The following is a 25,290-nucleotide window of genomic DNA, read 5'->3' as shown; positions in this document are numbered from 1 at the left end:
TTGAAAAAGCGCAGTCGATTCAGCAGCATGGACGCCCGCAGTGCATATGAGTATCATGGCGCCCGCTTGCACCAGTAGCTCAGCTGGATAGAGTACTGCCCTCCGAAGGCAGGGGTCGTGGGTTCGAATCCCGCCTGGTGCACCATATAGCAGTCTAGACCTGTCTCAGACAGTCTACGAAACACCCCAAGAAGCCCGCCCTGTGCGGGCTTTCTTGTTTCTGGCTATCCACCCCTGTCCACCCCTATAACTTCACGCCGTGTATGCCCACGTGTATGCTTTGAGATTCATTGAACTGGAGGCATACACGCAGTGAAGCGTACTGAAATCAAACGCCGCCCACTGGCCGACACTACTCTTGCAGGCTTGGAGCCAGAGAGTGCGACGTATCGGGAGCAAGACGGCAATGGCTTGTATTTTCGGGTCAAGGCAAATGGGCAGAAGTCGTGGGAGTTGCGCTACAAAAAACCAGATGGGAAATGGTCCTGGCTGGGCCTAGGCGGCTACCCCGAAATCAGTGGCTCGCTAGCCAGGCAGAAGGCGGCTCAACTGCGGGATGATGCATCGACTGGTAAAAATCCTTTAGTCAGTAAGCAGGCTCGTAAGATTGCTGACCGGGTGGCTGCCAACAACACTTTCGAAGCATTAGGGCGCGAATGGTTTGAGGCTCGGCGCTCAAGCTGGGAAGCCGGCACGTCCCGTCGAGTTCTTGGTGCCTTGGAGCTTCACGTGTTTCCCGTTTTCGGCAAACGCATCTACACAGAAATACTGCCCCTTGAATGGATGGAGTTTCTGCGCGGCATGGAGCAGAAAGGGATCATTGAGCAAATGGGCAGAGTTCGGGCCTTCTGCAAAGAGATCTACGACTTGGCACGCGTGACGGGCCGAGCGATCCACAACCCCCTTGAAGGCCTCAATAAATTTCTACAGACACGCAGTGCTGAAAATTATGCACACGTATCAATAGAAGAGTTACCTGCATTACTTCGTGCCATCAACTCTTACCCTCACGCGAAGGATGTCCGTCTAGGTCTCCGTTTGCTCGCCTTATTAGCGGCACGCCCGAGTGAGATTAGAGAAGCACGCTGGTCAGAAATCGACCTCAACAAAAAGCTCTGGACGATTCCAGCCGAGAGAATGAAGCGTCGGCGCGAGCATGTAGTGCCTCTATCTCGGCAGGCCATTGAATCGATAACGGAGCTGCGCACGCTGACCGGCGCATACCCCCTTCTCTTCCCTGGGAGAAAAGATCGAACCATCCCCCGTAGCAATACCGTCTTTCTGATGGCGCTGCGCAGGCTGGGATATGCGGGCCGGCAAACTGGCCATGGTTTCCGTCACATTGCTAGCACGATCCTTAATGAACAGGGATTCGACGAAAACCACATTGAGGCTCAGCTCTCTCATGTAAAAGAGGGAATAGCAGGTGTGTACAACAAGGCGGTGTACTTGCCTCAGCGCAAAGTCATGATGCAGTGGTATGCAGACCACCTTGATGAATTGGAGCTCGGCAACATTGTTCAGGGTCAATTTGGCAAGGCGGTATGAGTGTGTAATCCCAGCACCCATGAAAAATTGGTGTTACGGGTGTTACGGGTGTTACAAGACCGACCAACCCATTGAATTTGTTGGGTAATTACCGCGTAACACGCTGCACTGGCTATTCATTCACCCGGTGTTACGCGGCAAAGAGGTGTTACGCCTTAAATCCTCCCCGCCTTCCTGCAAGCTGCTCCGTTACGTGTAATCCGGCGAATTCGCGTCGCTGTTCCTGATTGCGGATCAGGGGCGAGGGGCTACCGTTCGTCGGATTTGCACGCGGCTGTCATCTCTGGCTTTTCATTTTTTAACTGTATGGAAAACCAGTAGGACATGGTGGGACGTCTACAGTGAAAATCAAAACTTTGCTGCAAACGTGCACGACTTATCTCTCAAAAAAGCGCCGCAGAAGGGTAAAGCGCAATAAAATCGAACTTCCAATAAATGCAAAAGCGTTTATATAGCTTGGGCCTGTAAGAACTACTACAGGAAACGCGCTATGACGCTCCTCAACGCTACAGTTACATCTGATACCACGATCAAATCTGAACTGCTGACCACCGATCAAGTTGCCACTGCACTTGGCTTGTCCAGCCGAACGCTTGCCGCTTGGCGAAGTTCGCGCACCAACTCTCTCCCTTACCTAAAGACCGGATCTCGAGTGCGTTACCGCCCTCAAGATGTCGCCACCTGGCTCGAAAGCCGTATGTGCTCCGCTACCACCAACTTAGCGCGAGGACAGGCGTAATGGTTGAAACCAAGCAGAAATGCACCGTTACGGCACTCGCGCCTTCAGTAACCCATGCTAATTCGATTCGAGAAATTGTGTCGCCTGCGGCCTCATCAATGAGAATGGGCGATGCAGAGCTGGGGCGATTCGATCCCGCCGCAACTCTAATCCGCATCCAACTGGTGATGTCCATCACCGGTATTGGACGCGCTACGGTTTACAAACTCATGAGCCAACCCGAAAGCGGGTTCCCGCAGTCCGTAAAACTCACTGACAGCAATGCCCGTGGCGCTCCAGTCGCCTGGGTTTTGTCTGAGGTTTTGAGTTGGACCCGTGCGCGTATCGCAGCTCGCGATGAGGCAGCAGCATGAGACGGCACATTGCCCATAGGGCTGTGCTGAAGCCGTTTTCGGTCCTCCGCGAGATAGGCCTGTCGTCAATTTACATGCAACGCCTTGAGCGCTACCGAACCAAACATGAACGCCTCAACCGTGTTGTGGGAGTACTGATTTGGCCAGATGGCACCTGGTGTGCCCTTGCTTTTCACACTGAAAAATTCAGTGCCGTGATTATTGACGAAGGCCAACAAAGTGATGCCTACGAAGATGCCAGATCACGTCTCGATGGCGGTTTCCTGCCGCTGATTTCCCTGCACTGGAAATTTCACGGATGAAATAAAACGCCTTCGGGAGCGATCCGAAGGCGTTGAGGTAAATCTATATGCCCAAACAATTTATGTCGCATCGAAAAAATGCGCAAGGTTTCCGCGCGGTTGCACTTTTGAAAACGGGACGTTACTCTCTGGCCGTCGCTGCAAATTCAGCGACCGGGTTTGACGGCCCGAGCACATACAGGCGCACAGGCGTCTCCATTCCGATTGCAGGCGCTTTTTTTGTGCCCGCATTCTTGTTTTATGGCGGCTGTGCGTGGGAGACCTTCGAGTCTGCCGGGGTCCTGTATGCCCGGTCCGTCAACCTGCGCACAGCTGCCACCTTAATTCGTTTGACGGCGAACCGTGGCAGCTCCCCACATACAGGAGCTACGCCAGATGCACGCCCCCAATCCGCTCAAAAATCGCGCCGCTGCCCATCGAGCAATGGCACTCGCCGCTTTACACGCCAACTCCAGCCTCGCTACACGTCTCGCCCGCTTCAATGCCCATATGGCCAAAGCTCGCGCTCTCGAAGCCGCAGGCGGTGCCCAATGAGCTGCTCACACGGCTTCGCCCTGCCCGAAGACCTACTATGCGTTAGCAAAGACGCCGTAGCCGGTGTGCCAATCGATGCGATCACCTGTGCGATTGACCGAGCCGACTCCGTGTTAACCCTGCTCGAAGACCATTTTGACAGCGACAAGCCGCGCCTTGCCGACCACATCATTTCTTCAGTGATTTGGGATGTACGCGGCACGCTGGGCCTGATCAAAACCTTGGCTATTTACGGTGATGCCTCTTCCGTTCCTCTGGTTCAAACCGGAGGTGCGCAATGAGTCTGCAATCGAACACGACCACCCTCGGCAATACCGCTTTTGCCCAATGCGGCCACCCCACTCAAATGCTCTTCCGCCTCAGCGCCGACGTGCCCTTGACCGACGCACTCGAACACGCCTCGAATCTGCTGAGCTGCGCAACTCGCATGTCGCTCTTAGCAACCCATGGCGACGGTGCCGAAGACTGTGCGATGGCCGCTCATTACCTAAGCGAAATGAGCAAAGCTGTGATTGACGACGTGACCACCGCCCTCCTGAAGTCGGAGGCTGGCCATGACCAATAAGACGAACCGCCCCAGCTTCGCGGACGTGAAAGCAGTCTCTCTGAAAGAGATCGGCCGGGTGCTTACCCACTGGCTGCCAAAGGGTAAACGCGTGGACGGCGGCAAAGAATACACGGCCGCCAATCCAACCCGCGCCGGCTCCCTCAAGGTCAATTTAGCCAAAGGCACCTGGGCGGATTTTGCCACCGGTGACAAAGGCGGCGACCTGATCGATCTGGTGCGTTATCTCGACGGTGGCACCGACGTCGAAGCCTGCAACAAGTTGGCGGATCTGCTACGAGTTACCGCTGGTGCGGCTCAATCGAAGCTAGGTTCCGGCAAAAGCAAAACACCGGAGTGGCTCGCCATTCAGCCGATCCCGGTCGATGCCATGAACAAATGCCCGGCCAAACACCGGCAACACGGTACACCGTCCAAAGTATGGATTTATCGCAACACTCAGGGCCAGCCGGTCATGGCGCTCTATCGCTTCGATTTGGGCCCGGATGAAGACGGCAAACCGCGCAAGGTATTTGCCCCTTTGACCTGGTGCCAGCGTACCGACGGTCCAACGCAGCAATGGCGCTGGCAAGGTCTGCCGGAGCCGCGTCCACTGTTGCGCCTTGATGAACTGGCGCAACGCGCAGAGGCTCCGGTCATTCTGTGCGAAGGCGAGAAAGCGGCTGATGCCGCCGCCGAACTGCTGCACGATTACGTGGCCACCTGCTGGCCGAACGGTTCCAACTCCTGGCATAAAGCCGATCTGACTCCGCTCAAAGGCCGCGACGTGCTTTTGTGGCCAGACAACGACGCCAGCGGCAAAAACTGCATGGACGCTGTCGCCAAACAACTGCACCAGATCGGCGCCGCGTCAGTGCGCGTGATCGCTCTGGATGTATTCAAACGAAAACCCACGCTCAAGAATGACCAACCGACCTTCGCCAAGGGTGGTCAATGGGATGACGGTGACGACGCGGCCGATGCCCAGGCCAAAGGTTGGACGGCGGCGCACGTCTCCCAGCTGGAACGCAGCGGCGAATTGTTTCGCATCGAGCCGGAGAAAGTATCGGCCGAACTACCCGAAGCCAAGGCCAAGCCGACAACCAAGCGCGCCGCAAAACCCAAAAACGATCTGCTGCCCGGCGGCTTTCGCCTGACACCCGAAGGCGTGTTTTATTCCGGTGACGATGGCGAGGCGCGCCCGGTGTGTTCGCCGCTGGAAATCCTCGCCCGCACCCGCGATGCGCAGGGGCAAAACTGGGGTTTGCTGGTCGAGTTCGACGATCCGGACGGGGCGAAAAAACGCTGGAACATTCCGGCGCGGACCATGACCGGCGACTTCGGCAAGGACGTGCTGGGTCCACTCGTGGACATGGGCCTGCGCCTCGCCGGCAGTCGCTCTGGTCGCAATGCCCGTAACGACCTGCAGAGCTATCTCGGTGGCTTCGACAGCGCCCAGCGTGCTCGACTGGTCACCCGCTTGGGCTGGCACGACAGCGCCTTCTTGCTGCCCGAACAACAGGTCGGCTCGCACGTTGAACACCTGCACTTCTATGAGGCCGCCGCGCAGCTGCCGCCCATCAGCGAAGCCGGCACTTTGGAGCAGTGGCAAGAGCAGATCGGCGCCTTGTGCATCGGAAATCATCGCTTGGCGTTCGTGGCCAGCGTGGCGTTTGCCGGTCCGCTGCTGCACATGCTCGGTCATGAGTCGGGCGGCTTTCACCTCTACGGTGACAGCTCAGGCGGAAAGACCACACACCTGCAAGTGGCTGCCTCGATCTACGGTGGACCGCGTCTGGTGCGTTCCTGGCGCTCGACGGACAACGCCTTGGAATCCATCGCCGCCGCGCACTCGGACGGGCTCCTGGTGCTGGATGAAATCGGCATGTGTGACCCGCGCATCATTGGCGAAACGGTTTACATGCTCGGCAACGGCACCGGGAAGGCTCGCGCCAATGATCGAGGACAAGCAGGCCGACAGGTGCAGGAGTGGCGCTTACTGTTTCTCTCTACCGGCGAGAAGACATTGGCGCAGCACATGGCCGAAGCGAACAAGGAACTGAAAGCTGGCATGGAAGTACGCATGCTCGCCGTGCCAGCGGACGCCAGCAAGGGCCTGGGCATGTTCGATGTGCTGAATGGCTTTGATGATGCGGCGGCCCTCTCCGATGCGCTCAAGGCACGAGTGGCCATGTACTACGGCACACCGCTCACCGCCTTCCTGTCGGCTCTCTGTGAGCCCGGCAAGCGGCATGGTTGGTCGGCGATCCTGCGCCACACCTTAGAGGGCTTTATTGCTAAGGCGCTACCAGCGTCGGCGAGTGGTCAGGCGCATCGAGCGGCTGCTCGCTTTGGTCTGGCAGCCGCCGCCGGCGAACTGGCCACCGCGATGGGGATTACCGGCTGGCCAGACGGCACAGCCACCACCGCTGCCCGGGTGTGCCTCAGTGCTTGGATGAATGAGCGCGGCGGCGCTGGGAACCTTGAAGGGGATGCGATCTTGGCGCGGTTGCATCAGGTGATTGAACGCTTCGGTGAAAGCCGCTTCACCCGCTGGGAGTCGGCGGCCGCGAAGATCGATGAGCACGGTCCCCGCACCATCGACCGGTTGGGCTTTCGCAAGACGCTGGAGCACGGCCTGGGTGATGCATTGCACACCACTAACACCTACTACGTCCTGCCGGAGTCATGGCGTTCGGAGGTGTTCAAAGGCATGAACATTAATGCGGTGAACAAGGAGCTGATACGCCGTGGCGTCCTTGAGCCAGGTCCCAACGGCAAAGCCTCCTGCTCCGTCCGCTTACCCGGGATGGGCACACAGCGTTGCTACGTGGTGAAGACCGTGCCGGTAGCGGATGAGAGCGAGGCTCAGGCCGCCTGACGGCGGGCCTACTGACTGAGGTAGAGCCGGCTTAATCGGCCTCGCCAGCCACTGCGAACCCCAATTAAATCATCAGGACAAAACTCATGAACCGAATTGAACAACTGAAAGACGCACGCGCCAAATTGGTCATTGAAATGGAAGCCATCAAAAAGGAAGTGCCACCTTTTGAGGCTGCGCTTCACAGCGAAGACGTCATTAACCACGGCCGCGAGAGCGACGTCCGCCATGAAATCAGCAGTCGAAAATTAAAGATCGATTCGCTCGATCATCAGATTTCCAGACTGGATCACAAGCTGGACCGCTTGGAGAAGCTGGCCAACCGAGAAAGCTTGATGGAAGGCTACATTGCCAACATGGCGAACTGGATGACGGATGACGGATGAGCTGGAGCTTAACGATAAACGGCAAAGCCTGAGCAATCGCCTGGAGGAAATTCGCCAGCAAGCGCAGGAAGAGATGGCCAGCGCACGGCAGGCTGAGACTCAGGCGGCTACTGCATACGCACAGGCCGTGGCGTGGGGCGACGTCGACGGCGAAAAAGCAGCCAGCACCGACGCTCAAAAAGCCGCAAAAAACCTCACTACCGCCACCGAACAACATCGCCGCCAGCTCCTAATCATCACCGCCTTGGAGCAAGAGCTGGCCATCGTAGACCGACACATCAGCGAGGCTCAGGTAGAACACCAAAAAATTGAGGACACAGCCTTGCGGCTGGCCCACAACGCCCTGGAGGAAGCATGGAATGAAGCCGCCCAAGCGCTACTAGATGTGGGAGGCAAGCTGTACGCCGCAGCTCGGCTGATAGGCCGTGACCCCGTGTCCTTAATGAAGCTCGATATCCCCGAGCAAGGTGAAAACTTCGGCAGTTGGAGGTGGAGCGAACTGGCGGACCGTGGCCGTCAGCATCGCACACGCGATCTGCTCTCGATGTAACTGTCGACTCCCTGAAACAGCCTGCTTTCGCGGGCTGTTTAGATCACTCCAAGGAACGAAGCCATGAACGCTGCAACACAAAACAACACATCCGTTTCCGATAACCTTAAAGCACGAAAAGCCCACTTAACGGCCCTGCTTAAGATCATTGATACCTACCCTGAAAAAAGGACGGTAATAGTAAAAACTCACGAGCAATGCAATCAAGTCAGAAATTGGACTAATAGAGAAGAAGCTAAAAACTCGCAGATAAAATCCAGCGGGAGCTCGCCCAGTTCTCGCGGCTCTCCAACTCAGCAGGCAAACGTCCACCTGAAGGAGCGGTTTGCTATAGGCCGGTTAGGTAGTGCTTATAGAACATCATTAATTTAGTATCAAAGTACCAAAAAGGTATTCGAATGAGGACCCGTACGACATGAGTGAATGCGCAAATTTGGTGGTGCATGAAATCATCGAACGAACACTCTGGTACGAGGCCCGGGATGGTCGAGCAAAAATGTCGCAGTGGGATTTACTAAAACGGGTCGAGCCGCTTGTTATTCTCGGCGAAGCTGGTATGGGGAAATCGCATTTACTTGAATGGCTTGCAACATTTCCAGGTTATTCCCGCTGCACCGCCCGCCAACTGATAAATCGTTATGACCCGAGGTCACTACTGGGCAACGTCCAAACCCTAATAATCGATGCGCTTGATGAGGTAAGCAGCCAGAAAGATGGAGACGCGGTGGACCTTGTCCTGCGTCAACTCGGTAAGCTCGGCTACCCTTGCTTCATTCTAGCGTGCCGAGTGGCGGATTGGCGCAGCGCTACGGGTCTAGAGGCGATTCACGAGCAGTATCCTGAGGAGCCTTTAGAACTTCATCTTGAGCCGTTCAAAGAAAATGACGCAGCAGCATTCCTAAGCGCATCACTTGGACTGACGACAGCCAAGGTCGTGATCGGGCATTTCAATGCGCGTGGGCTCAACGATCTACTCGGCAATCCGCAAACTCTCGAACTAATCGCACAAGTTGCAGGATCGGGAAAATTACCTGATACACGTGGCGAGCTTTTCGAACGGGCAATTGAAGTTTTGCGAATAGAGCATCGAGACGCGAAGGCCGATAGTCAGCCTGCGCGGGAGGTAGGCCTTGATGCAGCTGGCGCAGCATTTGCTGGACTGATCCTTACAGGTAGCGAAGCGATCGTACGAGTCTCCGCAGCGAACATCGCAGAAGGTGAGCTACTGCTCGCCGATATTTCTCGTCTTCCGGGTGGAGCCATAGTGGAGACTATGCTCGGTACACGGTTGTTTAAAGCCGATGGCGCTGATCGATTTACCTATCTTCATCGCCGGGTTGGGGAGTATCTGGGCGCTCGATGGCTGGCAAAGCAGGCGAATACCCCGCATAAACGTAGACGTCTCCTTTACCTGTTCCATTGCCACGGGCTAGTGCCCTCAAGCCTTCGGGGCATCCATGCGTGGCTTGCACTGGACCCAAATCTTACCAAAGCTGTTATCGCCGCCGACCCAATGGGATTGATTGAATACGGAGATGCAGATGAGCTAACAGTCGATCAGGCTCGTTCGCTTATCAGTGTGCTGGAGTTGTTGGCAAAGGATAATCCTCACTTTCGAGACTGGGGACCTCATACCTTACGTGGTTTCGGTCATGCGGAGCTTGTCGGCGACATTAGGCGACTGATCTCAACACCTGAAACCCCGTTCGGTCTCTGTCTCCTGATGCTCGAAGCAATCAAAGGAAATAAAATTGCCTCAGCGCTGATAGATGACCTACGTCAGATCGTTCTCGACCCCACGGCGTTTTTTGCGATTAGGAAAGTCGCTGGTGTAATTCTTGTTGAAGTGGATGAAGCCATTGATTGGCCGACTACTCTCTACACATTGAGTAGTTACGGTGATGAGCTCTCACTTCGGCTGGCAATTGAATTGACCGATGAAGTCGGCTACAACCATTTCGATGCGAATCAGATTGTCGACCTGGTGGTTTCGTACGCCAGAATTGGTAGCCGTATGATCGGCGTATTTATGCACCTGGAAAAGAACCTTCCAGATGCTCAAATAGCAGATGTCCTTGATCGCTTAGCCGTATCGGCAAAAACCCTTGGCAATCGACATGAACGACTTGGGAACGATGTGCTCACCGATCTTGCATATCACTTGATCGTTCGCGGTGTGGCAGCCGGGGGTATCGCTGCTAGCCAGCTTTGGTCTTGGCTAGAGCCTTTTCGAGCCGATGAAGGATATCAGCGCGATATCCATCAGGAATTGGATCAACTTATCCGGAGCGACGACAATTTACGACAGTCCGTTCAGCGCCTCGTGTTGTTTGAACTGCGTAGTGACCGTACGCCCTACCAGCAAGCCTGGCGGTTGAATGAGCGTTCGACCGGTTTTATGCCTAACGAATCCGATGTTGTTGCGCTACTTAATTGGCTGACACCTTCCGATAACAGCGACGAACGATGGCGCGATGTGGTCCAACTTATTAGACATGATGGCGAAACAGGTGCGGAGGTTCGTGCTAGAGCCAAAATCTTTGCTGCTCTCCGTCCCGACGTGCTGGAGTGGATCGATAAACTCGCAGACAAGACGATACCTGAGTGGCAGATCAAACAGGCGGACCAGGAACGCAAGCGTAGTGCAAAACTAGCAGCCGCTCACGCTGGACACCGTAATCATTTTGCTTCATGCATCGAACAGATGCGTGCAGGCGAATTCAGTGCGATCGTTAATCCCGCAAAAGCCTATCTCAATCTCTTCAATGATATTGGGAAAGATGTGCCCGCTCATAAACGCGTAGGCCAGTGGCTCGGAGATGATATTGGGGAGGCCGCACATGAAGGGTTTGAAGCTTTTCTGACGCTTGATCCACCCACACCTACTGCGCAGCAGATCGCGAAGAGCCATGCTGAAGGCAAGGCATACGATGCCGAGTACATTATCGTTGCCGCGCTCGCCGAGCGGCTGCGAGAAGGCGTAGGGTTCGATGACCTTTGTGATGAGCGCTTGATGGCGGGGTTATTCAAACTACGCCGCAGCCGCATCGACGATCACGCAGGTATCGTGGGGCTGATGGACGCAATAGAAACTACCGTCCAGAAACGCGGTGTCTGGCTAGAAGCTATGCGACTCTACCATGAGCCGCAGCTAGAGGCGCGCTGTGAAAATGTTGATGGCCTATACAGTCTCATGCGGGACCAGACGCATGCCCACATCAGCACCGAACTTGCCACAGAATGGTTAGAGCGTTTTCCAGATCTTCCCATTGGTTCGGAAATAGAACTGGTTGATAGGCTAATCCGCTCAGAACGATTTGATGTGTTGCGCCGGGCTCTCGCGCTACATACAACATTGATGGAGGAGGAGCGCCAGCGCAATTGGGATTCGATTGGTCTCATTGTCGACTTTCCCGGAACTGTGGCGCGACTTGAAGCTTACCCAATCGAACCTAAGCTGCTGTGGCACATACAGCATCGAATGGGGGGCCGCACGAACGATGATGCCAATATTTTCCTTAACGTTGCGCAGAGTGAGTGGGTCATCAGTTCCTTTAGACCGCTATGGCCGATGGTCGAGCGTCCCAGCGGGCCTTCATCAGGGGATACAAACCTCTGGGACGCGAGTAACTTCATCGTCCAGCTCATACGCCGACTAGGCAATAACTCAAGTGAAGATGCTGTCGGTGCTTTGTTACGCTTAAGGGACGCGCCTGACGATGGCTACTCTGATTCGATCAAGATTGTTATCGCTGAGCAAGCGCGTATCCGCGTCGAAGCTGCTTACACTCCGCCTACGCTTGATGTTATCGATGCAATAACTCGCGATCTTGCCCCCGCATCCCTAACTGACCTGCAAACTCTTGTGCTCGAAGAACTCGCGATCGCCCAAGCGAAGATAAAAAGCGACGATGCCGAATCATGGCGTGGATTCTATGACGACAAAAATGTCCCCTTCGCGGAGGAGCGTTGCCGCGACCATCTACTAGGTATTCTTCGACAAGGATCGGAAGGGCTTACATTCGATCCAGAGACGCACGTTGCTGCTGACAAAGAAGTCGATATCACCTGCTCGGTAGGAACACTTCGAATTCCAATCGAGATCAAGGGGCAATGGCACTCGGAACTCTGGAAGGGTTCAGATGCCCAGCTTGATGCACTTTATACTCGAGACTGGCGGGCGGAGGGGCATGGTATATATTTGGTGCTCTGGTTTGGAAACCAACAGAAAAAAAATAAGAAACTGAAGAGTCCCGGACGACTCAAAGCGCTTCCCAAAACCGCCGATGAATTGAAGGAAATGCTCGTCGCCACGAGCGAATCTGCACGAGAAGGAAGGGTCATCGTTTTCGTGCTTGATCTGGAGCGATACGCGCCTTAACTGATCGTATGACAGTGGACTGGGCGCTGAATAGATGCCTCCTAATGGCAGTTGGGGAGGGGGAAATGCTGCCCCTCCCTATGTAGACGCAGCCCTGCTCGCATCGGACAATAACTTTGCTCCGCTTTTATTGCCGCACCTCATAACGGGCTGCAATTACATTGATTGGCTGAAATCTTGTGGCCGCTATCTAGAAATATACGTATAGACCTTACAACCAAGCATCTGTTTTTATGCAACCGACACTACCCCCCTAGCAGTTAACTCTCGTGCTACTGCACGACATAACGCCGCGTACTCTTTGTCACTTTCAAGCTCACGCTTGAAGTCTTGCTCAAGTATTGCACGCAAATCCGGGCATGTTGTTTTTTCGATAGTTGTGGAAAACAACATAAGATATTCTATGCGCTCAAGCCTCTTACCAACTAGCTCTGTCCGATTAAGGTCGAGAATCCTCACAGATAATGCTGCTGTCTCATCACCTGGAACGGGCCAAACAACAGACCCCAGAAAGACGAATCGTTGTTCAGGGTCTACTGCATATGGATCTACAACTCCCCTCTTATTCCCTTTGTTGGTGTTACAGACATCACATGCGAGAGTAAGATTTTCCCAATCAAACCACAACTCTGGCTCTGAAGACTTGGGAATAACGTGCTCTATATCACCATATGCAATATGCCTCACTTTACTTTCACAGTATGCGCATTTCCCGTTAGTCTCTTGGATGATAGCTGCCTTTATTTCAGGGTGTGCATATCTCGATTTTTCTGAAGCAGTCAACTCCAACGACTCTGCTTGTTTCTGCAACACAATACGTGTCCACTCAGGACCGTTTACTCGCAATATATTTGGGATCTCGGATTTAATAAGCTTAATCATTTTTTGCCTACTAGTTCGGCTAGCGCGACGGGATATTGATCTTGATATCCAAGGCTCTCGAGCTCCCTACGCAGGGCAATCAGCGTATCTGAATTTAACTTTTGCAAACTATATCTTTTTACAATTGAGGTTAGATCGTCGGTAACCCACTCAGGAACAGTGGCTTCGACCCCAAGAACATCGCGCAGTATTTCGTTAGCGCTAGACGACTTGTTAATAGTATCGAGCTTCTCACTAACGATGCGACTTAATGTGGTCTCCGGTACAAACCCATCAACACTTCTTGCCTCCGAATGGTTATATCGAAGGACGTATACATTTGAATCCTTTACAGAGGACACAATAAATGGGCTATGAGTAGCAACAATGAATTGAGCTTGGGGAAAAGCTTTCATTAGGCGCCTCAACAATGTTCTTTGCATGGATGGGTGCAAATGATTTTCGGGCTCATCCATAGTTACAACGAAAAAATCTTTGCTTAGCGAGAACATATAAAGACGCCAAGCGAAATCAATCAATGTTGCGACACCACCTGATGCAGAGTCTAGTAAAAACTCCCCCGTCTTTGTCTGCATTACTATCTCAGGTGACCTGATCGACAGATCTAAAAAGCCTAGCGTCTCAGGAAGAATTTCACGAAGAATTTTTATAAACCCATCAAGTGCCGATTTCAGCTCCGGATTACCTTGACTCCTGGAGTTCCCTTCACCAAAAACGGCCATAGCAATCAGTGACTCTTTCATTCTATACAGCGGCGAATAGCTTCCGCTACCTCCGTGATACCGCTGATAAACCTCTGAGTGATATTGTTCATAAGCACTTTGAGCTGTAAGCAAAGAAGACGGTATGCTACCAATAGTTTGATAATTCGAGACAGCCTGATGGGAATCTATATGGATGCCAGCGATCGCTTGCTGACCGCCAATTTCGAGATGGTATTGAACAGCACCTTGGTCTGATACTTTAAGCGGGGCTATTGTTCCATTTGAATAACGGAGCCTGCCGACTTGATTAACATCATCGTCCTTCTTGAAAAAACTGCTTATTTTTTTAGTAATACTTTTAAATATTCCCGACCTATATACAAACTGACCTTTCACTAAAACAGGCGTTGAAAGAAATGCTTTATTGAAACCAAAATGTGCGGAGAACACTCTGAGAATTGAGCTTTTTCCTGCGCCATTAGCCCCAGTTAGAATAGTAAGCCTTGGATGCAGGGTTATATCTATATCATCAAATTGTCGCCACCCCTGGATGGCGATTTTTTCGAAACGATTTACTTCCTGCGGATTTATCATAACTCACTCCATTGGGCCGAACTCTAGTATCCGGAAAAATCTGCTTACCATCAATGCTTTCGATCAGTTCTTGCGCGCTTGAAGTGTCAGTGGTTTTGCATGCACTGAATGAGTGGGTCTAGCGTTGCAGATCCGCTTCGGATTGGAGGCGGTCCAGAGTTGCCTCCCAGCTACTGGCCGATGGGGCCTAAGGTTTAACGAAATTTGTAAACGCTGCTGTAACACTTATTTGGCTTGTAACACCCGACTCACGTGAAAGATGAAAGGTGTGTAACACCAATAAAACCAAACAAATTCAGTGAGTTAAGATTGCACGTAACACCCGCAACACCTGTAACACCTCAATTCGAGCCCCACACCCCTTCGGTGGTACCGCCGCCAGCGAAAGCAATGCTGGCTTGGTATCGACTAATGCAGCATTCGAGAAAAATGTCGCCGAACGCCAAAACGCTTGGGAGGTTTGGTCTGCCAACAACGATCAGAGAGTTGCATCGACCGAGGCACGGATATCGCCTGGGCCCCTGGGAATGTTCGGTGGGTACGGGGTCGGAAACCCGCGAGCTCGGGGGGCTGGCCAAAGAAAAAATTCGGTTAACAGTTAACTCAGGTTAACAGGCACCCAAATTGTGCCGGGGCCCCTGAGGAATTACCCTCGACACGGGGCGAGTAACCCGCGGAACCGTGTTAGCCGGAACTGCCCCAGCTTAGTGAACAGGTGAACCAGGTGAACTGCTGTTCACCTGTGCATCTGCCCTAAGAAATCACAGGTATTTGGCCATCGTTACCGACGCGGTAACGATGCCATCCTTTCTTCAAAATCCTTTCGAATTCAACGTTGAAATTTCAGTAAGCTGGGGCTGCTGCCACTAACGAGATCCCGCGGGTTTCCGACCCCGTGTGGCGTTAAATATGCCAGGGGCCCCGGCACCTTTTCAGCATTCAGGCGGTATCAAATTGGCCGATTCTCGTTTACATCTGAGTGTCACCATGCCGAAGCAGGTTGGCAGCTCATTTCCACCAGGGAGAGGTATCGAGTGTTGAACATCAAACCCACCAAAGCTTTTTTTATCAAACTGGGTCCCAGCGGACTATGGGAAAAGGAGTGCGTTGAGAACGGAACCTTGAGAATCGGCTACCGTGACGTGCCACATGAGCAATGCATGGATGGGGATTGGGAAGCAGCACGAAACTCCTTTCCCTCTGACTCAGATCAGGGAAGCGTCACTAGGCATATCAACCAGGTGCGGCAATTCTACGAAGAGCCAGAGACAACACTCTGGATAACCTTTTTTTCTGACCGTCTGTGGTGGTGCTTTGCTACATCGGGGGTTAGCCAACTCCCAGATAAAACAAAGACCCGAGCGGTCGCAGGCCAATGGTGTGACTCGGACATCAACGGAAAAGCTCTTATCAAAGGCCACCTGAGCGGCAAGCTCCTCGCCGTACAAAGCTTCCAAGGTACGATTTGCTCAGTCAGAGAACTCGACTACTTGATTCACAAAATCATGGGGACGTCTGAGCCTCATATTGCCGAAGCACAGCTAGCAGTCGAGAACCTGGTTACAGCTGTCATACCCATCATAAAAAACCTGCACCCCAAGGATCTTGAAACACTCACTGACTTGATTTTCCGGCAGGCAGGCTGGCAGCGAACTGGAGTAGCTGGCGAGGTAGAGAAGGACATTGATCTCGACCTACTGTCCCCCATTACTCAAGAGCGCATTGGCATTCAGGTGAAGTCAAAAGCGTCCGCATCGGTTTATCGCTCCTATCAGGATAAGTTTGCTGACATGAGTGGCTTTACGCACTTCTACTTCGTGACGCACTCACCAGATTCAAGCCTGAAGGCCATAGCAACAGATAGCAGTGATGGCTCGTTCATATACTGGGGGCCAGAGATTTTAGCGCGACAAGCAGTTCGGAACGGACTCGTAGGCTGGCTGATAGACCGAGCGTCGTAACCTAAAAAATTACTCGTTCTCAAAGCAGGAATGACCTTACCCCAATATCACGAAGGAACGTAAGTATGGTACAGCGACCCTTGACCAAATCAGCCATACAAAAAGCGATCCGGGATTACGACAGCGGGGAGCGACCTTTCAGGTATACGAAACCTAAGTCTTGGTACATCGAAGGACCAAAAAAATCCCTTTATCCTCTTAAGTACATTTATGCGATGGCGACTGGTAGCCCACCAAGCTCGTTCAACAGCTCCAAACCCATCAGTGAGCTTCCTGCATATGGCTTTCAACTGATTCACAAACCAAAGGACCTGAATGAGGAATTTGAGAGAAAGGTTCTTGCGTCCTTAAAAGATTCGAATGGCCGGGCAGCCAGGTTAAAGAAGGCCACCGCGATTCCAATGACACGCATCGTCAAGACCGTAGTATTTATCCGGAATCCAGACGTCGTGGCTGAGGTGTTATCTCAAGCAAACGGGGTATGCACTCTTTGCAACCAAAAAGCCCCCTTCAAGCGCAAGAAGGATCAAACCCCATATCTAGAGGTGCACCATCGAAAACCTCTCGCCGACGGCGGGGAAGATATCGTCGCTAACGCGATAGCTGTCTGCCCGAACTGTCATCGCAAAGCCCATCATGGCTAAGGTTTTCCCCCATCTTAGGGAGGCTCCAAGCAGGCAGCGTCAGGTTCGCTAGTAGACGTCTCCGTGTATGCCCACGTGTATGCCTGACAGAAACAGTACCAACAAAACCCTTATAAAACAGGCCCCATAGCATTCAGTTCAAACGACGCCTGGCACCATATAGTAGAAACGAGAAAGCCTCAGGCCGTAGGGTCTGGGGCTTTTTTGTGGGTGGTGTCTTCAGGATTTCCGTGAGCATAGTCAGCTGTATTGAATGCCGATGAGCGGGCGGAATAGGTTGTAAACCAAAAGCTTACTATTACCGCAGACACTCCCCCGGCGGATTGAGGAGACCACTCGCACGGCTCTCGGAAACGCTCGTACAAAAATTCGGCGTGAAAGTCGTTTGCCGCTTTTATCGTTGGCTAAAGTCTGCGTCTGTGGAGGATGAGGAGATCCGCTTGCGCGAAACCTCTGCCGCCGCTGCTAATCCAGCGACGGGATTGGCAACCCGACGAGTTAAACGCAACAGTGCCCTCATTAGAATTGCGCCTTTTTAAGCCCGCAATTTTTCGTCAGTCTTTGGCATGCGCCCGGCCAAGCGTGAACGTTCGCGACCGACCGAATTCTTTTAGTTAGGCGCTTCGCCGCTGTCTTCTAAGCCTTTGATTGCCACCTTGCTCTCAACGTCGATATAAGAATCCAGATACTCGTGAGAGATAAGTGAAGCATCCTTCCCAACAATTCGAACGGCTTGACCAGTTTTGTCTTTGCGACGATGGCTGAATGCGAACAGAGTGGTGTAACGCGTAGGGGAAACACCCTGGAAATTCTCGAATAAAACTTTTCCGCTAGAAGACTCGTCTATCGAAATCGCATCAGAGTGCAATTTCATTGCCAAGCTTTTTTCATATGGCTCGATGTAAACCACGCGGGAGATTCCGGACGCAATTATATGTCGGGCACAGTTGTGGCAGGGATAAGTAGTTGTATACATTATCGCTCCGAGAGTAGAATTTTTTCCACTTCGAGCAATATTCAGGATTGCTTCCATTTCCGCATGAATGGCACGAGAGTATTCGATAATAGAGCCCAGCGCTGTAATCTCGAGTATTTGGCGCGCCAACCGAGCTGCTTCCGTGGAGCTAAGTAGAGCGTTATTTTCACCAGCCTCATCTAATCCACCAACTTTCGCAAAAATACGCGCCGGAGCAACCTCTTCTTTCTCCAGTTCATTACGTTTTTCGCTATTGTCGCTACTCTTTACCTTCGAAAGTATGGACACGATATCTTTGGCCAGTCGTTGCTTGGTATCGTCGTTGTAGCATTTTTTACCGTGCACAACACAACGCTGGTCATTTTCGGAATCTTCGCTATAGAGACCGCCCCCGCCCGCAGGAACATCATTCCAACCGACAGAGATCACATCGCCGGAACCATTAGCAATCGCGGCGCCAACCTGACGGCTAAGGCATGCTGACTTCAATGAGGCAGCGTAGGCAGCGTACATACCCGCTTCGTCACGAGTAGGGGTAATTCCGTTCTCACCATGAACCAAGCCAACAAACCTTTTGCAGGGCTTGGTGATGTTTCCAGAGTTTTTTAAACTGTGCTTAACGAAAAAGTCAGCCCTGTGGACCGTTTTTTCCAGTTGCTGCCCATGAGTCAGGTTCTCTTTGCGATCGCGCTCGACCAGATTCTGTGCATCGACAGGACTCAATCCTTCTGTTTGCAAATACTCCAAACGAGCACTCTGAGGGCTCATCACACCTACGAGAAAAAAAGCATTCCGGTAAGTCAAGCGGAACAGCTCTACTTCTGCCGGGTGTTTAAGCTGATCGACAATATAAACAGCGCGGGGCGGGATAGCATCACCACTCGCATTCATCTTTACCTGGCGATTGGTCGAGATAAATTTAATAGCCTGAATGGCCAATGCGTCATCAGTAAATTTGTCACGGATATCATTGCCTAGATCTTGGAGTGCGGTATAGCGCGAAAAAAAATCGAGATTTTCAATTGATCCAATATCAATCGGCGATAGATCACTGTGTTTCCCTGCAAGTTCTTTGATTAGACTGCTTACTTTGACGATGGTGACTTCATAAGAAAATGCACCGAATTGATCCTTCAACTCGGAAACAACATCTTGCAGGTTGCAACCAACAGCACCGCAAACGCCAATAACCAGCTCATTGGTGCGACGAGACTTAATCTTCTCTTGTAGATTTTGATCGTGATCAGTGCGAATACTTTCAGCTATTCCTGCTTGAGGAAAGCTTTTAACTGTCCCTGTTGCCATATTAAAAACTACCAATCGAGTTTTTTGGCGCGCTCTGCAATTTGCTTAATCGCGTGTTGGTATTCTTTTTGCTTCCTGCGTTCAACGAATGCATCCGAGAAGACTACAGAGCCGCGAGACTCCTCACCGCGAGCGACCTTAGCGACTGGCGTTTCAACGCGTTCTTCAGTTCTCATCGGAGATTGTCCTTAGTAAAAAAGTCCCACCTGCTGGCTAATGTGTAAGTGACGTCAACACAATGTTAGACCATGCATAGAAAGTTGGGAGCACTGTTGTATAGCTTGGCGTTTCCCGGTAGGCCGGCACTGACGCGCCAGCCTACCGGAAAACGCCAAGCTGTCAATACGTGAGCGTTTTAGGGCCACGCAAGCTACCACATCTGATTTCCTTATCTCGTTAGGCTGACGAGCGGTATCTCGTCGCAGCTTAAGCGCCCTTATACAGGCAATAGTCACTGACTCAAGGAGTGCCGAAATAGTGGACTGTCAGTCCTCGGCTAGTATCAGAAGCCAAGCTATCTGGTTGGTTGCGAGTCAGATTTGGGGAAAACACTATGGAAATGGTTCGAGTCATCTCATCGGCAATCACAGCTGTGGGCTACGACGCCACCACTGGCCGGATGAAAATTACGTTCAAACAAGGACGCACGTACGACTTCTGCCGCGTTCCATCACACGTACATCAAGGCTTGATGGCGGCAGGTTCCAAAGGCTCATACTTCGACAGAGTCATCAAAGATCGCTACCAGTGCTAGGTCGCTGCATGTGATTTTTCTAGACAAGGCCCTACTAACAGCGTGGACCGTGTGTGCCCACGTGTTTGCCTATCCGAAACATCTCCACGGTGCCCAGCTGACTGACGGGGCAGTTGTAAACTAAAAGTTGACAACTGCGGCAGATGGTAGGGCTGGCATTCAATGATTTGATGGACCTGCCGCATGCAAGATCACGCCGTTTTACTCGAGAGTTCAGCTTGGAGGGAAACGGATGGACTCCATGAGAAAATTGATGGGTAGGTGGAGAGAGGCAGGCAATAAAAGCCCTGAACAATCTCGGTGCCGAAGCGCATCAACCGACAGGGGCCGTGTTGTAGGTGACTATAAAGGGTGAAGGCAGTTCGGCAGCTGCTGACTGGTTCGATGCAACCGTCAAGGAAAACTTGACGGTTCGATTTGAGCTCGCGCGTCAGAGTCAGTCGCATGCTGGCCGTCGCAAATTTTCTTGGGTAGTTCTTGGGCGTTTCTTGGGTAGTTTCTTGGGTAGTCAGCGGCCACTGGTGCTCTGACAATCGCCGTTGCCATTCACCCAATATCCGAGGTTGCAGGAGATCCGCCTGCACGATACCCTTCCGCCGTCGCTGCCAATTCAGCGACCGGGCTTGGTAACCCGATGGAATAAAGGCGCAACAGCGCCCCCAACACGTTTGCAGGCGTTTTTTTTCGTCTGTGATCTTGTGTTATGGCGGCTGTGCGTGGGACGTCTTCGGACGTGCCGGTTTCCTTGATTCCCCGGTTTACCAACCTGCGCACAGTTGCCACCCATTCGCTTGGTATCGAATGCGCGGCAACGTCTTAAAATCAAGGAAGTGAACAATGCGCAGCATCAATCCGTACGAAATTCAGATTACCCCTCACCGCGATTTCGAGTCGCGATCCCACCGCACCTCTTTCAATGGAGGTCGCAAATGACTGAACAAGCAGAAACAAAAACCGTCGGTTTCACTCCCTGCATCTACTGCTCAGACGATCCGCTGTTTCATGTCAGCGCTGGTGTCCCTATTAGCAAAGCTTTGGCGCAAGCATCCGATTTTCTATTCCTGGCAAAGTCATTCGCCGAGGACGCAGCCTATGCGAAAGATACCGATCGCCATGCTTGGGCCGCGCATTATTTCACTGCGATGAGCAAGGCAGTGATTGATGATGTGGTGAAAGTGCTGACGCGACGACCACTGACACGCGATCAAAAAGCCGCAGAATAGTGGCCGCCCACCCTTGAAAATCGCCCCGGATTCTCGGGGCATCCAAATGTATGGGTGGGCATTATTCAGGACTGTTCTCTGCTTCAAACTGGTCAAAAAGCACATCTAGCTCAGCAAACGCGGTTGCCGAAACAATCGCCGGGCATGGGTCATTGCAGCTAGCGGCAATAGATTCATGGATTTTTGCGCTGCTCAGACCATTAAGTTGAAGAGCATCAACGGGCCATCTAAACGGCTTTTTTCATTCAGTCGTCCAGTCAAACTCGTCGTAATCATCGTCTTCGTCGTCCTCAAACTCTTCTTCATCAAGGACGTCCTCCTCCAGAGCTTCTTCTGCCTGCTTGGCCAGAAGAAATTCCTTACGACTCTCGGTCACTGCTCGCCGCAGTTCCTCACCCTTGACCGGGCAGTTGAGCATTTGGGCGATGCGGTCGATTTTTTTTGCCACGGCATCCTCCAACGCATCGGCTATAGGCCGATAGTGCGCGCTTTCGGGGGTGGATGCCAAATCGCAGAGCTCCTGATTCCTCAGTTTTTCTTCAATTCCTTAAGCCGGGCCGCGAGATTTTCCTTGGGAAAGCGTTTGTGCAATGTCGCCATCAAGTCATCCGCCTCACGTGCCTGACCGGCGTTCTGCAGGCGAACCACTTCAAGCAACTGCTCATCCAGGGTTTTCACCGGCGCGGCTACGCGTTTGCTGACTTTTGCTTCATCAGCCATTTCGACACTGATCGATTCGCTCTGCGCGGGGGCGGCCAGAGAGCGCGCAACTGACGGCTGTGCTTGCGCTGCCTCTTTTTTGGCTATGGGTGCGGATGCTTTGGGGGCGAAGTCGTAACTCGGTACTTGCTCCGGCGTGCGTTGCACCAGCGCCAGCATCAACGCGACACCGACAAGGCTGGCAAACGCCACTTGCCAACGAGGTTTCTGGCAAGCCTGAACCCAGCGCTGCCACAGATTCAGCTTCGGCGCTGGGACTTCACGCTGTGCGGCGGCCAGGATGAACGCATCAAGATGGCTCGGCGGTTCGGCGGTCGAATGCTCGCGGAAATGCTCAAGCATCTGGTCTTCCGGTGTTTTGCGGGCGTCAGTCATGTCAGTACCTCCTCGGCCAGCAGCCGACGCAGTTTTTGCTGGGCGTAGCGCAAGCGGCTCTTGACGGTTTCCAGCGGTGTTTCGGTGAGGGTGGCGATCTGCGGCAGGTCGAGATCGCCGTGGGCGCGCAGCAGGAACACTTCGCGCTGGTCGGTGGGCAAGGTTTGCAGGGCGGATTCGAGGCGCTGGTTATCGCGACTCAGGCTCAGCAGTTGCTCGGGATCGGCGGCGTCATCGACCAGGGCGTGGGTTTGTTCGTCATAGCTGTCGTGCAAGGGGTTGTGGATTCCGTGTTTGCGCCAGTGATCGATCAGGCGATTGCGGGCGATCTGGTAAAGCCAGGTACGAAAATTCGCCCGACCTTGTGGCTGACTGGTGCTGCGGATCAGGCTCAGCCAGGTGTCCTGGTAGACCTCTTCGGCGAGTTCGGATTTGCCGCTGAGGCCTAGCAGGAAACGGTAAAGACCTTGCCGGTGACGGGCGTACAGAATCTCGAACGCCGGCCCATCGCCTTTGCGATAACGGGCCAGCAGTGATTCGTCGCTCGGTTCAAGAGCAGACATGTCAGTTGTAGCCTCCTTTAACCGGTTCGCTGTTGGATGCGGTGGTGGTTCGCAGGCTCTGCGCCAGTTCCACCAATTGCACGAACTCAGAACGCAGACCGAATGGATCATCACCCCGCGCACCGCGAGCCAACGCCTGCGTGTCCTTCAGGCTGAAATCGCCGGTATAACGCCCATCCTTGAGCTGCTGGGAAAACGCCGCCACGGCCGCCGCAAATCTAAGGTCATCACTGGCCTTGCCTTCAGAACCAACGGCAATCGGCCGCTCGATCAAGCGACTGTTCCCACCTTCCGGCAGTTGATAACGCACACGCAGCATCGCCAATTCTCCAGACTTTGCCGAGGTGGCTGACTCAGCGCTGCCATACCGCAACAGCTCCAACCAACCCTTCTCACCCTTCGGAACAATTTCGTACAACGCCGTGACCGTATGCCCTGCACCGATTTCACCGGCATCAACCTTGTCGTTGCTGAAATCCTCACGCTTCAACGCGCGATTCTCATAGCCCAACAACCGATACTCGCTGACCTGCGCCGGGTTGAACTCCACTTGCAGTTTCACGTTCTTCGCCACCACCGCGAGGGTCGAACCGAGCTGATCCACCAGCACTTTGCGCGCCTCGCGCAGGTTGTCGATGTACGCATAGTTGCCATCGCCGGCATCGGCCAGTTGTTCCATCAGGTGCTCATTGTAGTTATCCACACCAAAACCCAGGGTGGTCAGGGAAACGCCGGTCTTGCGTTTATCCACAGCCATTTGCTTGAGGCTGTCGAAGTCGCTGATGCCGACGTTGAAGTCGCCGTCGGTGGCCAGCAGGATGCGGTTGATGCCTTTGGGGATGAACGCTTGCTGCGCCATTTGATAAGCCAGCTCGATGCCCGACGCCCCGGCGGTGGAGCCGCCCGCCGTCAATTGATCGATGGCTGTACGAATTTTCGCTTTTTCCCGTCCGGAAGTTGGCTCCAGCACCACACGCGAATCGCCGGCGTAGACCACCAGCGACACCCGGTCCTGCGCGCGCAATTGATCGACCAGTAATTTCAGCGTGCTTTTGACCAGCGGCAGCCCCTCGCGACGGTCCATCGAGCCGGACACGTCCACCAGAAACACCAGATTCGCCGGGGCCAGTTCAGCCACCGCACGGTCCGATGCCTTGATGCCAATGCGCAGCAAGCGGGTGTGCGGGTTCCACGGCGACGACGCCAGTTCCGTGGTCACACCAAACGGCGAGCCATCGGTGGGCAACGCGTAGTCGTAGGGGAAATAATTGACCATCTCCTCCAGGCGCACCGCACCTTCGGGTGGCAGGCGACCTTGATTGAGCAGGCGGCGGACATTGGCATAAGCGCCGGTGTCGACGTCGGCGCTGAAGGTCGAGACCGGCGCCTCGGCGACGCTGTGAATCGGGTTATCCGCCAGCGCCTGATACTGCTCGCGCTGCTCATCCTGATAACCCGGCGGCGCAGATTCAGGCGCAAAACCTGCCATCGGTGCCGGACTCACGCTGCGTTTGGCCAAGGTCGCATCGGCCATGATCGCCTCACTGCGCACCAGCTCATGTTGTGCAGGAGACGCAACTGAAGGGGGTTCAGGCTTGGACGAAACACCGCAACCGGCAACGGCCAGCAGCAACCCGGCGGTGAAACCCTGGGCGGCCGGGCGGAGGAAATGCAGAGGGAGGGACATGGGGGCTGACCTCAGGAGGAAATTGATCCATTCATCCTCTGAGACGGGCAGCCTCACCGGTTCGGGTTAAACCCGCTGAAAAAAACTTCAGCGGTGATAACGCCGCACCACGCTGCTGTTTTTCAGCACATGGCCTTTGATTTTTTCCAGCAACTGCGCGCGGGTCAGGCCGGCGGGCAACGCGTCTGGAGCGAGGTCCAGGGCGTAGAGCTGGATGATGTAGTGGTGGGAGCTGTCGCCAACCGGCGGGCAAGGACCGATGTAGCCGATGGTGCCTTTGCTGTTGCTGCCACCCACGCCTTCAAACGCAGACTTGGCGCCAACACCGGCCGGAATCTGGCGGGTCGCGGATTTGATGCCGTAATGAATCCAGTGGTCGGAACCCAAGCCTTTCTGACCGTCCGGGTCGTGCATGACGATGGCGTAACTCTGGGTGCCCGCAGGGCCAGCGGTCCAGCTCAGGGCCGGGGACTGGTTCTTGCCGCCACAACCGGCCGCATCGCTGGCCGCCGCCGAGGTAAACAGGCGGTTGTCGGTGACACCGGGAATGCTGACGGTGAAGCGTTCTGCGGCCTGCGCCGGAAACTGCACGCAAAGGGCGACGGCAACGGCCGCCAGCCAAGGGTTCAGAGAGGTCAATCGGGTCATACCGGAGCACCTTGTGCGGGTGGGGCCGTGGTCGGC

22 protein-coding genes, 1 tRNA gene and 1 pseudogene are annotated in these 25,290 nt (G+C 53.7%); 15 read left to right on the top strand and 9 right to left on the bottom strand.

Going from position 1 to position 25,290, the window contains the following annotated elements:
• The first annotated feature begins 68 nt into the window (after window positions 1-68).
• From KGB24_RS09660 to KGB24_RS09610, 11 genes and pseudogenes are all read left to right on the top strand, one after another.
• Window positions 69-145, top strand: a tRNA-Arg gene (locus KGB24_RS09660).
• 167 nt (window positions 146-312) lie between these two features.
• Complete coding sequence (locus KGB24_RS09655; RefSeq protein WP_223415293.1) at window positions 313-1,548, top strand: tyrosine-type recombinase/integrase; 1,236 nt, start codon at window positions 313-315, stop codon at window positions 1,546-1,548.
• 490 nt (window positions 1,549-2,038) lie between these two features.
• Window positions 2,039-2,287: a helix-turn-helix domain-containing protein gene (locus KGB24_RS09650; RefSeq protein ID WP_223415294.1), complete on the top strand. Its 249-nt coding sequence runs from the start codon at window positions 2,039-2,041 to the stop codon at window positions 2,285-2,287.
• A 98-nt stretch (window positions 2,288-2,385) separates the two neighbouring features.
• Window positions 2,386-2,640: a helix-turn-helix transcriptional regulator gene (locus KGB24_RS09645; protein WP_223415338.1), complete on the top strand. Its 255-nt coding sequence runs from the start codon at window positions 2,386-2,388 to the stop codon at window positions 2,638-2,640.
• Window positions 2,637-2,942, top strand: a complete 306-nt coding sequence (locus KGB24_RS09640) for a hypothetical protein (RefSeq protein WP_223415295.1) — start codon at window positions 2,637-2,639, stop codon at window positions 2,940-2,942. The genes KGB24_RS09645 and KGB24_RS09640 overlap by 4 nt, the downstream gene beginning before the upstream one ends.
• Window positions 2,943-3,472: 530 nt before the next feature.
• Window positions 3,473-3,757, top strand: a complete 285-nt coding sequence (locus KGB24_RS09635; RefSeq protein ID WP_223415296.1) for a hypothetical protein — start codon at window positions 3,473-3,475, stop codon at window positions 3,755-3,757.
• On the top strand, window positions 3,754-4,041 hold the full coding sequence (locus KGB24_RS09630; RefSeq protein WP_223415297.1) for a DUF3077 domain-containing protein: 288 nt from the start codon (window positions 3,754-3,756) through the stop codon (window positions 4,039-4,041). Before KGB24_RS09635 ends, KGB24_RS09630 begins: the two co-directional genes overlap by 4 nt.
• Window positions 4,031-6,901 (top strand): DUF927 domain-containing protein, encoded by a 2,871-nt coding sequence (locus tag KGB24_RS09625; RefSeq protein WP_223415298.1) that lies wholly within the window; start codon window positions 4,031-4,033, stop codon window positions 6,899-6,901. The genes KGB24_RS09630 and KGB24_RS09625 overlap by 11 nt, the downstream gene beginning before the upstream one ends.
• Window positions 6,902-6,987: 86 nt before the next feature.
• Window positions 6,988-7,837: pseudogene (locus KGB24_RS09620) on the top strand (chromosome segregation protein SMC).
• A 63-nt stretch (window positions 7,838-7,900) separates the two neighbouring features.
• Complete coding sequence (locus KGB24_RS09615) at window positions 7,901-8,209, top strand: hypothetical protein (protein WP_223415299.1); 309 nt, start codon at window positions 7,901-7,903, stop codon at window positions 8,207-8,209.
• A 43-nt stretch (window positions 8,210-8,252) separates the two neighbouring features.
• The gene (locus tag KGB24_RS09610) at window positions 8,253-12,218 is read left to right on the top strand and encodes an NACHT domain-containing protein (protein WP_223415300.1); all 3,966 of its coding nucleotides are present in this window, start codon (window positions 8,253-8,255) and stop codon (window positions 12,216-12,218) included.
• A gap of 231 nt (window positions 12,219-12,449) precedes the next feature.
• Here KGB24_RS09610 and KGB24_RS09605 read toward each other — a convergent pair whose 3' ends face one another.
• Window positions 12,450-13,100, bottom strand: a complete 651-nt coding sequence (locus tag KGB24_RS09605; protein ID WP_223415301.1) for an HNH endonuclease — start codon at window positions 13,098-13,100, stop codon at window positions 12,450-12,452.
• Entirely contained in the window at window positions 13,097-14,398 is a 1,302-nt protein-coding gene (locus KGB24_RS09600) for an AAA family ATPase (RefSeq protein WP_223415302.1), read from the bottom strand. Before KGB24_RS09600 ends, KGB24_RS09605 begins: the two co-directional genes overlap by 4 nt.
• A 1,034-nt stretch (window positions 14,399-15,432) precedes the next feature.
• Here KGB24_RS09600 and KGB24_RS09595 point away from each other — a divergent pair.
• Window positions 15,433-16,359 carry a hypothetical protein gene (locus KGB24_RS09595; protein ID WP_223415303.1) on the top strand — a complete coding sequence of 309 codons (927 nt, stop codon included), beginning with the start codon at window positions 15,433-15,435 and terminating at the stop codon, window positions 16,357-16,359.
• 80 nt (window positions 16,360-16,439) lie between these two features.
• Window positions 16,440-17,003, top strand: a complete 564-nt coding sequence (locus KGB24_RS09590; RefSeq protein WP_223415304.1) for an HNH endonuclease signature motif containing protein — start codon at window positions 16,440-16,442, stop codon at window positions 17,001-17,003.
• A gap of 610 nt (window positions 17,004-17,613) precedes the next feature.
• Here the strand turns inward: KGB24_RS09590 and KGB24_RS09585 are convergent.
• Window positions 17,614-19,299, bottom strand: coding sequence for an anti-phage dCTP deaminase (locus tag KGB24_RS09585; protein ID WP_223415305.1), 1,686 nt, complete (start codon window positions 19,297-19,299; stop codon window positions 17,614-17,616).
• Window positions 19,293-19,460: a hypothetical protein gene (locus KGB24_RS09580; RefSeq protein WP_191623721.1), complete on the bottom strand. Its 168-nt coding sequence runs from the start codon at window positions 19,458-19,460 to the stop codon at window positions 19,293-19,295. Before KGB24_RS09580 ends, KGB24_RS09585 begins: the two co-directional genes overlap by 7 nt.
• A gap of 377 nt (window positions 19,461-19,837) precedes the next feature.
• Between KGB24_RS09580 and KGB24_RS09575 the strand changes: the two genes are divergently transcribed.
• Together KGB24_RS09575 and KGB24_RS09570 are read left to right on the top strand one after the other, a co-directional pair.
• Window positions 19,838-20,038: a KTSC domain-containing protein gene (locus KGB24_RS09575; protein WP_317851194.1), complete on the top strand. Its 201-nt coding sequence runs from the start codon at window positions 19,838-19,840 to the stop codon at window positions 20,036-20,038.
• 929 nt (window positions 20,039-20,967) lie between these two features.
• Window positions 20,968-21,261 carry a DUF3077 domain-containing protein gene (locus tag KGB24_RS09570; protein WP_223415306.1) on the top strand — a complete coding sequence of 98 codons (294 nt, stop codon included), beginning with the start codon at window positions 20,968-20,970 and terminating at the stop codon, window positions 21,259-21,261.
• Window positions 21,262-21,502: 241 nt separating this feature from the next.
• Here KGB24_RS09570 and KGB24_RS09565 read toward each other — a convergent pair whose 3' ends face one another.
• The 5 genes from KGB24_RS09565 to KGB24_RS09545 all read right to left on the bottom strand — a co-directional run bounded on the left by KGB24_RS09565 (window position 21,503) and on the right by KGB24_RS09545 (window position 25,254).
• Entirely contained in the window at window positions 21,503-21,769 is a 267-nt protein-coding gene (locus KGB24_RS09565) for a hypothetical protein (RefSeq protein ID WP_008034655.1), read from the bottom strand.
• A 20-nt stretch (window positions 21,770-21,789) separates the two neighbouring features.
• Window positions 21,790-22,356: a hypothetical protein gene (locus tag KGB24_RS09560; protein ID WP_223415307.1), complete on the bottom strand. Its 567-nt coding sequence runs from the start codon at window positions 22,354-22,356 to the stop codon at window positions 21,790-21,792.
• Window positions 22,353-22,919 carry an RNA polymerase sigma factor gene (locus KGB24_RS09555; protein WP_223415308.1) on the bottom strand — a complete coding sequence of 189 codons (567 nt, stop codon included), beginning with the start codon at window positions 22,917-22,919 and terminating at the stop codon, window positions 22,353-22,355. Before KGB24_RS09555 ends, KGB24_RS09560 begins: the two co-directional genes overlap by 4 nt.
• A 1-nt stretch (window position 22,920) precedes the next feature.
• A complete protein-coding gene (locus KGB24_RS09550) occupies window positions 22,921-24,606 on the bottom strand; it encodes a vWA domain-containing protein (protein WP_223415309.1) in 1,686 nt (561 codons plus the stop codon).
• An 87-nt stretch (window positions 24,607-24,693) separates the two neighbouring features.
• The gene (locus KGB24_RS09545) at window positions 24,694-25,254 is read right to left on the bottom strand and encodes a YbhB/YbcL family Raf kinase inhibitor-like protein (RefSeq protein WP_008034659.1); all 561 of its coding nucleotides are present in this window, start codon (window positions 25,252-25,254) and stop codon (window positions 24,694-24,696) included.
• Window positions 25,255-25,290 lie beyond the last annotated feature (36 nt).

The organism is Pseudomonas sp. BF-RE-25, assembly GCF_019956105.1.
GTDB lineage: Bacteria > Pseudomonadota > Gammaproteobacteria > Pseudomonadales > Pseudomonadaceae > Aquipseudomonas > Aquipseudomonas migulae.
The sequence above is the reverse complement of the archived record's forward strand: the minus strand, read 5'-3'. Positions and strand labels throughout refer to the sequence as shown.

Excerpts from the sequence above, each read along its gene's own strand:
- KGB24_RS09625 (WP_223415298.1), top strand. The coding sequence starts at position 4,031 with ATGACCAATAAGACGAACCGCCCCAGCTTCGCGGACGTGAAAGCAGTC.
- KGB24_RS09615 (WP_223415299.1), top strand. The coding sequence starts at position 7,901 with ATGAACGCTGCAACACAAAACAACACATCCGTTTCCGATAACCTTAAA.
- KGB24_RS09650 (WP_223415294.1), top strand. The coding sequence starts at position 2,039 with ATGACGCTCCTCAACGCTACAGTTACATCTGATACCACGATCAAATCT.
- KGB24_RS09600 (WP_223415302.1), bottom strand. The coding sequence starts at position 14,398 with ATGATAAATCCGCAGGAAGTAAATCGTTTCGAAAAAATCGCCATCCAG.
- KGB24_RS09580 (WP_191623721.1), bottom strand. The coding sequence starts at position 19,460 with ATGAGAACTGAAGAACGCGTTGAAACGCCAGTCGCTAAGGTCGCTCGC.
- KGB24_RS09555 (WP_223415308.1), bottom strand. The coding sequence starts at position 22,919 with ATGTCTGCTCTTGAACCGAGCGACGAATCACTGCTGGCCCGTTATCGC.
- KGB24_RS09550 (WP_223415309.1), bottom strand. The coding sequence starts at position 24,606 with ATGTCCCTCCCTCTGCATTTCCTCCGCCCGGCCGCCCAGGGTTTCACC.
- KGB24_RS09570 (WP_223415306.1), top strand. The coding sequence starts at position 20,968 with ATGACTGAACAAGCAGAAACAAAAACCGTCGGTTTCACTCCCTGCATC.
- KGB24_RS09640 (WP_223415295.1), top strand. The coding sequence starts at position 2,637 with ATGAGACGGCACATTGCCCATAGGGCTGTGCTGAAGCCGTTTTCGGTC.
- KGB24_RS09630 (WP_223415297.1), top strand. The coding sequence starts at position 3,754 with ATGAGTCTGCAATCGAACACGACCACCCTCGGCAATACCGCTTTTGCC.
- KGB24_RS09610 (WP_223415300.1), top strand. The coding sequence starts at position 8,253 with ATGAGTGAATGCGCAAATTTGGTGGTGCATGAAATCATCGAACGAACA.
- KGB24_RS09635 (WP_223415296.1), top strand. The coding sequence starts at position 3,473 with ATGAGCTGCTCACACGGCTTCGCCCTGCCCGAAGACCTACTATGCGTT.
- KGB24_RS09645 (WP_223415338.1), top strand. The coding sequence starts at position 2,386 with ATGAGAATGGGCGATGCAGAGCTGGGGCGATTCGATCCCGCCGCAACT.
- KGB24_RS09560 (WP_223415307.1), bottom strand. The coding sequence starts at position 22,356 with ATGACTGACGCCCGCAAAACACCGGAAGACCAGATGCTTGAGCATTTC.
- KGB24_RS09605 (WP_223415301.1), bottom strand. The coding sequence starts at position 13,100 with ATGATTAAGCTTATTAAATCCGAGATCCCAAATATATTGCGAGTAAAC.
- KGB24_RS09575 (WP_317851194.1), top strand. The coding sequence starts at position 19,838 with ATGGAAATGGTTCGAGTCATCTCATCGGCAATCACAGCTGTGGGCTAC.
- KGB24_RS09545 (WP_008034659.1), bottom strand. The coding sequence starts at position 25,254 with ATGACCCGATTGACCTCTCTGAACCCTTGGCTGGCGGCCGTTGCCGTC.